This window comes from Flavobacterium sp. (assembly GCF_039595935.1).
Classification (GTDB): Bacteria; Bacteroidota; Bacteroidia; order Flavobacteriales; family Flavobacteriaceae; genus Flavobacterium.
This window is the reverse complement of record NZ_JBCNKR010000004.1, coordinates 266718-279792: the sequence shown is the minus strand read 5'-3', so window position 1 is coordinate 279792 and position 13075 is coordinate 266718. Positions and strand designations below refer to the sequence as shown.

Genomic DNA, 13075 nt, shown 5'->3' with positions numbered 1-13075 from the left:
TGTATAAAGTTGATATTGAGTTTTTTAATTATTTAATTGAAAGTATTCTTCTGGCAGAATCAGAAGCGGCAACCAGACCGCCGGCCATCATTATTATATCTTTAATTACCAGTCTGCCGGCAGCAGAAAGAAAAGGAAAACCGAAATGTTCAGTAGGGAAGTCGCCGCCTAAATTGGGCACATATACCTCGGGAGTAGTAATTAAAAATGAAAGCGTTACCAATGCCATTCCAAAAGTTAAAAGCCCTCCAGCCAAACCAATTTTAGCATAAAAAATACCCAATAAGTTCATAAATCCGATTAATGCAATGACCAAACCCAGACCTATTGAAAACGCATAAGTGCCATTTTCCTGATTCCAGGCAATATTTTTAGCTATTTCCTGACCTTCGAGATTTTTATATTGTTTGTATTCCGGAGCTTCTTTAGTATAGAAAAAACTCATTAACGGACTATTGGCAACAAAAGGAACAATTCCGTCAGCTTCATAATGAAAAGCTTTGAGTCCGCCAATCCAGATCATTACAATCGCAATAGAGATTCTGATGAAATTGATAAACTGAAATTGGGCATTTGCTAAAAATTCTAACATTCGTTTCATAATAAATGGTTTTAATTATTTGATGAAACAAAGTTATAGCGGATATAACAGCCCTAAAATGGACGAAAAAGGATATTACTTGGACAAATATGCCACTTTAGAAATGCCGCCCTTATTTCTGAAGGTTTGAGGTGAAATCTGTGTATATTTTTTAAAGAAACGGCTAAAATAATATTCGTCATTAAATTGCAGCTGATAAGCAATTTCCTTAATGCTGAATGTCGTAAGATGAAGCAGTTTTTTAGCTTCCAGTATCAGCCTGTCCTGAATTAACTGAGTGGGTGTTTTTCCAAAATATTTAACGCTCTTTTTGGTAAGCGTATTTGGAGAAATAGCAAGTATTTCGGCGTAATCATTTGGTTTATGCAGAACCAGAAATTTTTCATCGAGTAAAAGTCTAAACTGCTCCATTTTTTCATCTTTGGCTAAAACTACAGTTTCCTTTTCCATGGTTCGTAATTTTGCAGTGCTGCATTTGGCTAAAATTACCTGCAAATAGGATTTTAAAATCATTTCAGAAGAATCAGGATCGGAGAGTTCATCTTCTAAATTTTGTACCAGTTTACAAAAATCATTATGCTGCTGTTCTGAAATAAGCAAAGAAGGTTCTAAATAAATGTTGTTAAAAAGAAGTCCGTTGCAAGCCACTTCTTCGCGATGTGCCTCTATACAATAAAAATCTCCGTGAAAATGTATTATGGTATATTCCAGATCCTTAGACTGATCTATAAATATAGTTTGCAATGGAGTAGAAAACAAGATTGTAGGCCCGGAGAAATTAAACGATGCAAAATCAGCATGATAGATTCCTTCTCCTTTATGAACTAAAATGATCGAATATTGAGATAACTGAACCGGAGATTCTAAAGAATAATTTTCGCTTTTGTTAATGCTAATGAGATGCTCACCGTTTTCACTCAAAATATTTTTCATAGCAGGAATACTTGTTGTAGCAAAACTATTTAAAATTTATTAAATAAGGATATTGATCGTGATTTTTAAATAATGATTTGAATTAAACAGTTTCTGAAAAGGTACTAGATTCACTCAATAATGATGCGTATATTTGGGATTAATAAATTATCTATAATATGAAGAAAATAGGATTTTTATCGTTTGGACATTGGGCCAATCATCCATCCTATAAAGCTCGTACAGCTGCTGATACACTCCTTCAGTCTATAGATTTGGCAGTTGCTGCCGAGGAAATTGGTATAGATGGCGCTTATTTCAGAGTGCATCATTTTGCCCAACAGCTTGCATCACCATTTCCGCTGCTTTCCGCAATTGGTGCCAAAACGCAAAAAATAGAAATAGGAACAGGAGTTATCGATATGCGATACGAAAATCCGCTTTACATGGTAGAGGATGCCGGTGCCGCTGATATAATTTCAGAAGGACGTTTGCAATTAGGTATAAGCAGAGGATCACCGGAACAGGTTATAGATGGCTGGAGCTATTTTGGTTACGAACCCGATCAGGGTGAAACAGATGCCGATATGGGGCGTAAAAAAGCTTTAGAGTTTTTGGAAAGATTAAAAGGTGAAGGATTTGCAGAACCCAATCCATATCCGATGTTTCCAAATCCGCCGGGTTTATTACGACTTGAACCACATTCTGAAGGCTTACGCGAGCGTATTTGGTGGGGAGCTGCCTCAAATGCAACTGCTGTATGGGCAGCCGAAAACGGAATGCATCTGCAGAGTTCTACATTGAAGTTTGACGAAAATGGTAAGCCTTTCCATATTCAGCAGGCAGAACAAATCAGGTTGTATAAAGAAGCCTGGAAAAAAGCCGGACATGATCGCGAACCGCGAGTTTCTGTAAGCCGTTCGATTTTTGCATTGGTCAACGATCAGGATAAGTTTTACTTTGGAAATCAGGGTAAAGAAGCTGATAGTTTTGGTTATATCGAAAGTGATAAACGAGCCATTTTTGGAAAAAGTTATGCTGCAGAACCGGAAAAACTTATAAAAGAATTAGCTCAGGATGAAGCCATTCAGGAAGCGGATACGTTATTGCTAACCATCCCGAACACTTTGGGAGTTGAGTACAATGTGCATGTACTTTCATCAATATTAAAATACGTTGCTCCTGAATTGGGCTGGCGTTAATCTCTTTTAGCACTTAATAAAAGGGCTGTTTCGAATTATGAAACAGCCCTTTTTTATTTAGATTTTATTTTTCAGAAAGCATATTTGACTGAAAGAAATTATATGTTTTCATTCATAACATAAAATTTCTCTTTCATAACACTTTTAGGTCTGTTTGAACCATCTTTTTTATTTTCTCTAAAATCAAAAAGTAGTTTTATCAAAAAATAGTAGACTATGTATGATATTAAATTAAACTTCATCAATAAATCAGAAGTTCTTAATAATAAAAGTGTAGTAATTTTTCAAAAAAATGCCGCAGAGAATTTTGAAGAGAATACTGTTGCATGGAAAGTGATTAAAAATTTAGCTAGATTTGAGAGCCATCCTTTTGTTTTACCGTTAAATTTTGAAGTTGCAGGACAAGATTCTTATGGAAATTATTCCACTAGATTGACTACCCGTATAGGCGAAGCTTATGAAATAGTGCCGGATTATTCATTAAGTTTACATACACGATACTCAGGCCTTTCAGTAAATAACACTCAAGTTGAAATAAGCAATAAATTACCTCATGGGGTATTGAATGTTTACTGCTATAAAGGAGGCAAAATAGTAGCGACTAAAAATAATTTAGCTTCTGGCCAAAAGGCTGCATTTAAGTTTCATCCTCGTATTTATATAGGTGTAGTTTCTCAGGTTATGGAAGGAGGAATAATGAATTCTGCTATTCTCTCGCAAGTTAATACCGAAATTAATTTATTAGGTATAAGTGAAGCTGATATTATAATGACAGGCGGCGGGCTAGGTGAAGATGCTGAGCCATTCAATTTTACTTTAGAAAATGTCGTAAAAATTTGATAATATTAATTAAAGAATAAACTTCCATAATGGTTTAATTATGGAAGTTCATTATGTTTAAAGTAAGAACGAATAATTTTTTATGTTAAGGAGTTTCTGCCATACGTTTAGATACTATCGAAGCTATTCTTTTATTTTCATTGTTAAAAGAAACTTTTTTTAAAGGATGGCCCACATACAATTCATATTTAGGAATTGAATCTCCTGTAAATGCTACTTTTTCTACACTAATTATTTTATCCGGAATATTAGCGCCATACCATAGCGAATCTGGTTTTTGTTTCCAGTTAACTTCATATAAAACAGATCCTTGAGGATAAGAACTGTCTACTCTCGTTTTTGCATACTGAAATGCAGTAGTATTTCCGTATAAAGTCGACATAGTGCCTTTTTTTGGATTAATAGAAAATGTAATGGGAGACAATAATAAAGGATTTTCAGGCAGTACATCTAATGCTGATACAGAAGCTTTTTCGTTAATGTTGTGTTTACTATTTTCATTACAACTTAAAAGTGTAATAAAAAGTACAATTGTGATAAAGTGAAATGGTCTCATATTTTTTTGTTTTGATTGTAGATATTAAATTTATTGATATCGAGATGAAGCGGAGTTGTAAAAACATAATCGTTATTCTTTACAGGATTATGGCACGAAATACATTCCTGATCAAAACTGGCATTATCTCCGTAAGGTTTTAAATCATTTCCTTTCCATCTTGCCCATCCCCAGCCTTTAGTCGATTTATATTTCTCAGCATCTTTTATCATAAATTCGACCTGAATAAATTCTCCGGCAGATATGGTTCCATCGGCTTCAGTTTTTTGTTTCCAGGCTGTTTTGGCAAAAATTGCACCGTCGGGCCAGGGGTTGGTTTGATGTTCAGCAATAGCTTTTACGGCAATTTTGTTTCCGTAAATAATGCGCATACTGCCGTTATCAAAACGGTCAGATGTACTAACAGCTTTCCAGTTTCTAAAGTCGGGTATGTATGAAATATTATTTAGAGTAGGTTTTACTTTCGTATAATCAGTTAATTTTTTATTTGGCAGTTTTTTTCCATCAGTCTGAGAAATAGGAGTAAACGAAATATTCTGATTTGGTTTACGGACTGCCCTTGTAGTTATATAATTTTTTAAAACAGCGATGGCGTTATCATTCAATTTTGCAGAAGGATGTAAAGCAGTATAACTCTTAAGAGGCATTTCGCCGGATAATATTTTATTGAAAGCGTAAAAGAGTAAAGCATTTTGTTTGGGTTTCTCCAGAGAATCCCAATTAGAGAAATTAAGCGCTTTTCGTCCATCTTTAATATGAGAAGCTACCAGAAAATTAGCAGGCGTAATTTTGTCAAACCAGGCAAGATTGGCTGTATTTGAATGACAGTCAAAACAGGAATTTCTTAAAATAGTATTCACATCTGCCGGAACATTAGTTAAGTTCTTTGTTGGCGTGGTGTATTTAATTTCTTCAGGTTTCCAAAATTGTAAAGCAATAAATGCGAGCAGTAAAATTGCGATGATTTTAAGTCCTTTTCTCATTTGTTTTATTTTTAAGTTGAAATAAATAATGAAATCAAAATTAGTGTTAACCCCAGTGTTTAAAAGATTTAATTACTCCAAAGGGAATTTTTAACCCGTAAAGCCGAATAGTGTAAGCTAAATAAATTGCTTATTTTAGCCTAAGCAAAATTTTCTAAACTGATTTCGTTTTAAGGCTTACCAAAATTTATGAAAAAAGCAAAGCTCTATACTTTGACACTAATAAGCATTAGTATTGTTGTGCTGATTATTAGTATAATTTCCAGTACTTATTTGTATCAGTCAGCCAAAGAAAAATTATGCAATAGTAAATTAGAATCTGGGGAAAGGGAAGTTAGGGAAATTTCCCGACTTTTAGAACAACAGCTTCGCAGTGGTTTATCTCAGGAACAGGTAATTCGCAATCTTCAGGTAAGCATCGAAAATACAGATATAAAAAGTGATTTTATCTGTATGTATAATCAAAAAGGAATTGAACTCTGTCATCCTAATCCGGCATTAATTGGACTTAAAATTCAACAAGACAATTCTCAGGTAAACAAAATAGGAAATAAAGAGTTTAAACCATTAAGCACGGTTCTGGAACAAGGAGAAAAAGCAGGAGGTTTGCGTACATTTCCGAATAATCCGGAAAGAAAATCAGAAATAATAAATATAAATCCTGTTGCCGGAACAGACTGGATGGTGGCTTCGCACGCTAATTTAGCTGTTTTAGATGAGGAACTATCAGATTTATATCTGCAGTTTATAGTAAGCCTTTTTTTAAGCACAATATTTATAAGCGTTTGCTGCTATATAATCATACGACTTATTTACAGAAAATACGAAAGAGTTTTCGATCTTGAAAAAGAAGACCTGAATTCAAGAGTAAATGAGTTGCGAATACTGAATCTGCAATTAAATTCAAATCAGCAAAAACTACAAAATCTGGCAGATGTAAGTGTTCAAAATGATGCAGTGAAAGATTCTGAAATACCAAAGAAAAGAATTCTCACTTATCATAAAGATGAATTGATAAAGCTGAATATAGAAGATATTGCCTATATTTTACTCGACACCGGAATTACATATATCTATACTTTTGATAACCGTCAATACAACAGTAACAACAGTCTTGATGAAGTTATGAAATGGCTGGATCAAACTACTTTTTACAGAGCAAACAGACAAATTATTGTAAATATAAGTTCTATTAGCAGTATATTGCTTTATGGCAAAAATCAGTTGAAACTCATTATAAAACCAGACCCGAAAATAGATATTATTATCAGTAAAAATAAAGTGGCAGAATTTAAAAACTGGCTGGATCAGTAAATAAAAACTTTCTGTTGTAAAGGCTTTAAATAATTGATTTATGTACTAACAGTTTGTACTTTTGCCTTTATGAATGATAATTTTGTAAATGAATATTTCGGGATAGGAATACAGAATGGTAAAACTCCTGAAAACCTTGGTGTTTTATGGCGATCGGCTCAAAATTTAGGCGCTACTTTTATATTTACCATAGGTAATCGATATGCCAAACAAGCTTGTGATACTCACGATGCAGTAAAATCAATTCCATATTTTCATTATGAAACCTTTGAAGCTTTTTTTGAAAACTTACCAAAAGGAGCAAGATTGGTTGGAGTTGAATTAACAGATAAAGCCTCTGATTTAGAAACATTCGAACATCCAAGACGCTGTGTTTACTTATTAGGTGCCGAAGATCACGGCTTATCTAAAAAAGCAATGGATAAATGTCATCATCTGGTAAAATTCAAATCAGAAAAAAGCTTAAACGTAGCCGTGGCAGGAGCCATTATTATGTACGACAGAAATTTGTCTAAACGACGATCTTAAGAAAAGAAATACAGCAATATACAGTACTGCATTATATCTTAGTAATCATCTGGTTTTCTTTTTTCAGATTCATTTTGAATTAACTAATTGGTATTTTTATAGTAAAGACTGCTCCTTGTGGAAGATTATCTGTTACGGTTATTTCGCCATTATGACTTTTAACAATTCCATGAACAACACTCAGTCCTAAGCCGGAGCCGGTGTTTATTTTTTTAGTTGTAAAAAAAGGTTCAAATATTTTATCCTTAATTTCGTCGGCTATTCCGTGACCTTCATCTTGCACAATTATGTATAAGTAATCAGAATCATTATCGATAATTGTTTTTATGATGCTTTTTGGCGGTGATGCATAAATTGCATTTATTAATAAATTGAAAAAAACCTGTGTAATTTGAACCGAATCAACTTTTGCGGTCAAGTAATCATCTTTAATAATTAACTCGCTTTTGATATCTTTTTTTTGAAAGTTTTGTTTTAAGAAAGATAAAGCAAATGTTGCGATGGGTTTAATTTCTTCAAGCTTAGCCTGATGCGGCATTTCAGAAGCAAAAAACATTAATTTTTTTACTACTTCACGAGTATATATAGTGCTTTTTATAATTGTAGATATATCAGAATCTATTTCGGGATCAGTGTTACTTAATTTAATCAGTTCGGCATATCCTAAAATGTTTCCAAGCGGATTATTGAGCTCATGTGCAATTCCGGCAGTCATTTCGCCGAGAGTGGATAAACGGTCCATTCGTTCAATTGTTCTGCGTAAAGACTGTTTTCTTTCTAATATTTGAAACTTTTCAATATAATTGCCAATTTCGACAGCAGCGGTATTCAGAAGTTTTTGTTCGTCTTCAAGAAATTCATCCTGAGAGTATTTCTCTTGTGGATAATGTACCTTAATATATTCAGAATTGCTGTATGCAGTATTTATTGTACAGATTTGAAAAACGGTTTTTCTGGGTACTTTTGATGTCGTTAAATAATAACCTGCAATATGAAGTTCTACAATAGCATCATTATTAAATTTCCATGCATTTTTAATGGATAAAATGATTTTTTTCAAAACCTTTTTTTCAATAGAATGTGACTGCGATATTGTTTTAGAAATTTCGTAAAGACAAGTTAATTCTTTAATGCGTTCTTTCAATTTTTCTTCGGTTTCCTGAAATTTCATTTGTAAGAAATGTTTTAAAATCAGGCAAAAATAATTAAATAATCGAGTTATATCTCTTAAAGATTAGTTATTAATTAACTATTTGAAAACAAAATAAATAGTGTTTGTTTTTATGTCTTATTATGATATTTTTTTAATTTATTAAGGCTGTTTTTTAATGATAATTATTGGATAAAATTTGCTGTTTTTTGAAAAATCTATTTACACAATTTTATTTTCGATTTTAAAATTAGAAAATGTCTTATTGTGGTAATATTTTGACTTAAATAGTATATTCGAAATCTTAATGTTGAAATAATTTTGTAATTGTAAAGTGCAAAAACAAGATTTTAATACATTAAAAAAATGAATACTACTAATTTTTCATTGGAGTTTGGATTAAGTGTACCAGAAATTCAAAAACTAAATAAGATGTATTTTAAACATCTTTTTAAAGAAAGGGTTTCAGCCCTGCTTGGCGTTTTTTTATTCCTGTTGATTTTTATCAATTTAAAAAGTGATAATGATTTAATAGACTGGGTTATAAAAAGCTTAGCACTCATAATACTTTTTTTAATGATTCAATATTCGATTGTAAATTCAATTTGCAAAGCCATATTTTATCTAACAAACAAATTATTAAAATCAGGAAATTTCATCAATAGATACCGGTTTAATTTTACAAACTCTTTTCTTTATGTTTATTCTCCTTTAGGAGGTTTTAAACACAAATTAAGTAAGATTGAAAAAGTGATTTTAACTAAAGACCTGCTTTTGCTTTACATTAAAGAAAGAAATGGATATATTATTTCGATTTCAAATAAAGATGCTGAAAGTAGAAATATAAAGGAGTTAATTGTATTTTTGGAAAATAATGTTATTCCTGTTTCAAAAGTATAATCATGTAGCTTTCAGAACCAACAGGGAATCTATTTTAAAATATTTTTTGAACTTATTATTGTTCTAAAATAATTTACAATGGCGAACCAATTAATAAATTACTTAGAGTCTTTTGCGTCGATTGAAATAAAGGATCAATTACTTATAACTGATTTACTGGAAACACGCCAATACAAAGAAGGAGATTATCTTTTTTATCCAAATAATATTTGCAGAGAGCTTTTTTTTATTTGTGAAGGAGTTTCAAAAATTACTGTTCTCAAAGAAAATGGAAATATTGTAACTAACTTTTTTTTTAAAGAAAACCAGTTTTGTACAATTTTAAAAAGTTTTACAAATCAAGTAGAGGCTATAGAAGCTATACAAGCGGCTTCTTCTCTAAAAACCATAGTGATCAGTAAAGAGAATTTATTGTTTTTATACGATAATTTACCGCATATAGGAAAGCTCATAGATCAAATTATACAAAAAGCAGTCCTTGACAAGGTAGAATTAAGAAACAGTTATTTAGGTCTTGATTCGTTATCTCGATATCAATTATTTCTTAAGCAGCAGCCACATGTTGCTAAACTTGTTTCCTTAAGCAGTATTGCTTCTTATCTTGGTGTTACTCAGCAGTCATTAAGTAGAATTCGCAGGAATATTCACTAATTATTTACTTTACATTTACCACTCAGCGTGTAATGAATTTTATCCTTGCTGGATTCTCATTACGCATTATTCATTTTTAATAAAAAATCTATTCCGTACAAAAAAGAATTTTTTTTTGGACTATTCGTTTTTACCAATTGGTAAATGCAATAATCAATACGCCCAATAAATTTGTGATATAATTTTAAAAAATATATCATGGAAAATGAGTTAAAAACAAAAGAACCGTTAAGCAGCAAAAAGATTGTTATTTTAGGTGGAAGTTCCGGCCTTGGATTGGCAGCAGCAAAAGCGGCAGTAAAAGAAGGTGCAAGTGTTGTTATAGTTTCGAGTAATCCCAATAGATTGTCTGCAGCTTTAGAATTACTTTCTGATAAAAGCACAGGATTTTCCGTTGATTTAAGCAATGAAGAAAATATAAAAAATCTTTTTAATCAAATAGGAAATTTTGATCACTTAATTTACACTGCCGGTGAAAACATAAACATGAGTATGATTGACAATATGGATATTGAAGAGTCTAAAAACTTTTTTATGATTCGCTTTTGGGGTGTAATTGCGGCAATTAAATATGGAAAAAAATACCTTAATAAAGGTGGTTCGATAACATTAATGAGTGGTAGTTTTGGTGAGCGTCCTGCTACGGGCTACAGTATGGGAGCCAGTATTTGCGGTGCGATGAATGCTCTTACAAGAGCTATGGCGGTTGAACTTGCGCCAATAAGAGTAAATAATATTGCAGCCGGCGTTATTAAAACAAATTTATGGGACAATCTAAGTGAGGAAGATCGCCTTGGATTCTATAAATATATTGAAGATAGTTCTTTATTAAAAAGAGTAGGCGAACCTGAGGATATTGCGCAGGCTTTTCTTTATCTAATAAAACAGCCTCATGTAACAGGGCAATCTCTTGTTATAGATGGTGGAGCTGTATTAGTATAAAAAAGATACATTTAAAGTCCCGGGAAAATAAGAATTGCCTTTAGATTTTACCATTAAAATAAAAAACCTGCAGATCTTTTGATTTGCAGGTTTATTCTTTTGTAGAAATAACTTATAGTATTAAAGCGGTCTTTTGTAAACCGTTACATCATCTACCCACATCATTACAGTCGAAAATAAGTTGATTTTATTAGGGTCAATAAAATTAGAATCTTTTGATCCAACATTCAGATTAAATATAATAGAGTGTGGTCCAAAATTGTTTAAGTTAAGATTGCCTGCACTGCTGTTTGTGTATGTTGAAACCGTTACATTGTCAACTTTTATAGTTACGGTTACTACATTGTTTTGCATTTTCCAAAATGATTCATACAAGTGCCATCCGCCGTTTCCGTTAATATTAAAATTCCCAGGATAGTTTCTTTCAGCAGCGTTTCCTAATAAATTTGTTCCCGAAGAAGTTCCATAAAAAAGATTTGAAGTAAAACGACTTGCATTTGGGGCAAATGAATAACCTTCCATAATATCTATTTCTCCTTTGGTTGGCCAGCCATTTTGCTGTACGGACCAAAAAGCAGGCCACGCACCGTAAGTTTCCGTGAAAGACTTGTAAGTTCCGCCATCCATTGCTATTAATTTAATATTGGCGGAAAGCATATACTCTGTATTGTTTTCAGGCTTGTATTGATAATGAGAAGAAATGAACCCTGATTGATACTTATATGTGCTCAATTTTGTAGTCTTGATTTCCAAACATTGTTTTCCGTCTCTCCATTGTGTAGTAGGCACTGAACTGGCATAGTCGCAATACCATGAATTATAATCTGCACGCTGTTCTTTTGTCCATTGTGACAAATTGGAGCCTACATCAAATGTATCTTCAAATTGTTTAACCCAAGGTGAGCCGGCTACTTTGCTTGTACTGTTTTTTGTACTTACACTTGCCGATTGATCTTTGACAGTTGGATTTGTGTCTTCTGCACAAGATGCAAACCCTAAACCTAATACACATGTCACTGTTAACGCTAACAAATTTAATTTTTTCATAATTTAATTTTTTGGTTATTAATAGTTGAGTAAAGTATTATAGTTTTAAAAAATTTAATCTAAACCTTCCAGAAAGCCTGTATGCGAACTTTTAACTGCAAAATTTGAATCGTACAATAAAGGCCAGTCATTTCCGGGATGATTTAATTCTGCATTAAACGGAATCCAGGATTCATTATCCTTCATTCCCCAAATGGTTAAGGCGTATTTATTTGCTGCCGGAAGCGCATTATAAATTTTCACCATTTCTTTGTATTTTTCTTTTTGGGCTAACCTTCTTTCGTTTGTAAAACTCGAGATATCATTAGATGGATTTACTTGAATATCCAATTCAGAAACATGGATTTTTAAGCCTTTTGATACCGCTCTGTTAAGATCAGTTTCTATTTGAGCTTTTGTCGGACTTAAATAAGTGTTGTGCATTTGGAAACCAATTCCATCAATCACATTAGCTGCTTTTAAATCATCGGCAATACTAAAAACTTTATCTTGTTTGGCAATATTAGTTGAAGTTGCATAATCATTGTAGAATAATAATAATGATGTATCGCCAGCAGCAGTTGCGGCAGCTCTTGCCCATTGAAAACAGTCTTTTACATAATTAGGTCCCATTCGCTGCAAGAAAATAGTATTTCGCATTGCACCGCCATTGTCATCTACAGCTTCGTTAACCACATCCCATGATTTTACTTTTCCTGCGTAATGCGTAACAACATCTGTAATGTATTTTTTAACTTCTGCAGCAAATTCCGCATCCGTACCAGAAAAATCTTTTAACCATTGTGGTACCGAATTATGCCAAACTAAAGCATGTCCATGAACATTGATATTATTGGCATTTCCGTAAGCCACAATTTTGTCGGCAACCGTCCAGTTGTAAACACCGCTTGCCGTCGAAATTTGATCCATTTTCATTTCGTATTCGGCAGAAATACTGCTGAATTCATTTTTCAAAATAATATCATACGGACTTCCGTTTGTCAATTGTGACGCTTTTATCGCCATACCTACAAAAAACGGATTGGCTAGCTTATTTACTTTTACTTTTAAAAAAGTAGGATCTTCAGGAATACCGCTTGAACCTGTTGTTACAACACTAATTACATTCGAATAACCTGAAATTTCTGTTTCATTTTTAGCTCTTACCCGGTAATAATATTGAGTTCCTCCGGTTAAGCCTACGACAACTTCATTTAAATCAGTAACTTCTTTTGCATTGTAATTTGGGACAAAAGTGGTAAAGTCTGCTGTGGTTGAAACATCCAGAAGATAGCTTTTTGAATAGGAAACATAATTCCATTTTGCTTTAAAACCATTATCATTTACATCTTTTGGAGCGTTTGCAACTGGCGTTTCTAAAGTTTCAGCAGCTTCATTGTCGTCTTTTGAGCAGGCATTTAAAAAGAAGACGACGCTGGTCAGCATTAGTAAAAATTTAATTTTCATACT

Annotated in this window: 14 protein-coding genes; 7 read left to right on the top strand and 7 right to left on the bottom strand. The window is 32.7% G+C overall.

Going from position 1 to position 13075, the window contains the following annotated elements; all coding sequences use genetic code 11:
- Positions 1 to 28 precede the first annotated feature (28 nt).
- Both ABDW27_RS01600 and ABDW27_RS01595 read right to left on the bottom strand, forming a co-directional pair.
- On the bottom strand, positions 29 to 601 hold the full coding sequence (locus tag ABDW27_RS01600; RefSeq protein ID WP_343694304.1) for a DUF417 family protein: 573 nt from the start codon (positions 599 to 601) through the stop codon (positions 29 to 31).
- Positions 602 to 676: 75 nt separating this feature from the next.
- Complete coding sequence (locus ABDW27_RS01595; protein WP_343694303.1) at positions 677 to 1534, bottom strand: AraC family transcriptional regulator; 858 nt, start codon at positions 1532 to 1534, stop codon at positions 677 to 679.
- 158 nt (positions 1535 to 1692) lie between these two features.
- On the opposite strand from ABDW27_RS01595, the gene ABDW27_RS01590 reads away from it, so the two are divergent.
- Entirely contained in the window at positions 1693 to 2715 is a 1023-nt protein-coding gene (locus tag ABDW27_RS01590) for an LLM class flavin-dependent oxidoreductase (RefSeq protein ID WP_343694302.1), read from the top strand.
- Between the two features lie 216 nt (positions 2716 to 2931).
- Entirely contained in the window at positions 2932 to 3555 is a 624-nt protein-coding gene (locus ABDW27_RS01585) for a hypothetical protein (protein WP_343694301.1), read from the top strand.
- Between the two features lie 85 nt (positions 3556 to 3640).
- Here ABDW27_RS01585 and ABDW27_RS01580 read toward each other — a convergent pair whose 3' ends face one another.
- Together ABDW27_RS01580 and ABDW27_RS01575 are read right to left on the bottom strand one after the other, a co-directional pair.
- Positions 3641 to 4111, bottom strand: a complete 471-nt coding sequence (locus ABDW27_RS01580; RefSeq protein ID WP_343694300.1) for a hypothetical protein — start codon at positions 4109 to 4111, stop codon at positions 3641 to 3643.
- Positions 4108 to 5094, bottom strand: a complete 987-nt coding sequence (locus ABDW27_RS01575) for a cytochrome P460 family protein (protein WP_343694299.1) — start codon at positions 5092 to 5094, stop codon at positions 4108 to 4110. The genes ABDW27_RS01580 and ABDW27_RS01575 overlap by 4 nt, the downstream gene beginning before the upstream one ends.
- 189 nt (positions 5095 to 5283) lie before the next feature.
- Between ABDW27_RS01575 and ABDW27_RS01570 the strand changes: the two genes are divergently transcribed.
- Positions 5284 to 6408 (top strand): LytTR family transcriptional regulator DNA-binding domain-containing protein, encoded by a 1125-nt coding sequence (locus ABDW27_RS01570; protein ID WP_343694298.1) that lies wholly within the window; start codon positions 5284 to 5286, stop codon positions 6406 to 6408.
- A gap of 69 nt (positions 6409 to 6477) precedes the next feature.
- Positions 6478 to 6936 (top strand): RNA methyltransferase, encoded by a 459-nt coding sequence (locus ABDW27_RS01565; RefSeq protein WP_343694297.1) that lies wholly within the window; start codon positions 6478 to 6480, stop codon positions 6934 to 6936.
- Positions 6937 to 7015: 79 nt separating this feature from the next.
- Here ABDW27_RS01565 and ABDW27_RS01560 read toward each other — a convergent pair whose 3' ends face one another.
- Positions 7016 to 8107 (bottom strand): ATP-binding protein, encoded by a 1092-nt coding sequence (locus ABDW27_RS01560; RefSeq protein WP_343694296.1) that lies wholly within the window; start codon positions 8105 to 8107, stop codon positions 7016 to 7018.
- Between the two features lie 345 nt (positions 8108 to 8452).
- Here ABDW27_RS01560 and ABDW27_RS01555 point away from each other — a divergent pair, with 345 nt between their 5' ends.
- The 3 genes from ABDW27_RS01555 to ABDW27_RS01545 all read left to right on the top strand — a co-directional run bounded on the left by ABDW27_RS01555 (position 8453) and on the right by ABDW27_RS01545 (position 10579).
- Entirely contained in the window at positions 8453 to 8986 is a 534-nt protein-coding gene (locus ABDW27_RS01555; protein ID WP_343694295.1) for a hypothetical protein, read from the top strand.
- 78 nt (positions 8987 to 9064) lie between these two features.
- Positions 9065 to 9637, top strand: coding sequence for a cyclic nucleotide-binding domain-containing protein (locus ABDW27_RS01550; protein ID WP_343694294.1), 573 nt, complete (start codon positions 9065 to 9067; stop codon positions 9635 to 9637).
- Between the two features lie 198 nt (positions 9638 to 9835).
- Positions 9836 to 10579, top strand: coding sequence for an SDR family oxidoreductase (locus ABDW27_RS01545; RefSeq protein ID WP_343694293.1), 744 nt, complete (start codon positions 9836 to 9838; stop codon positions 10577 to 10579).
- A 120-nt stretch (positions 10580 to 10699) separates the two neighbouring features.
- Here ABDW27_RS01545 and ABDW27_RS01540 read toward each other — a convergent pair whose 3' ends face one another.
- Both ABDW27_RS01540 and ABDW27_RS01535 read right to left on the bottom strand, forming a co-directional pair.
- Positions 10700 to 11626 carry a glycoside hydrolase gene (locus ABDW27_RS01540; protein ID WP_343694292.1) on the bottom strand — a complete coding sequence of 309 codons (927 nt, stop codon included), beginning with the start codon at positions 11624 to 11626 and terminating at the stop codon, positions 10700 to 10702.
- 54 nt (positions 11627 to 11680) lie between these two features.
- Positions 11681 to 13072, bottom strand: coding sequence for an endo-1,4-beta-xylanase (locus ABDW27_RS01535; protein ID WP_343694291.1), 1392 nt, complete (start codon positions 13070 to 13072; stop codon positions 11681 to 11683).
- Positions 13073 to 13075 lie beyond the last annotated feature (3 nt).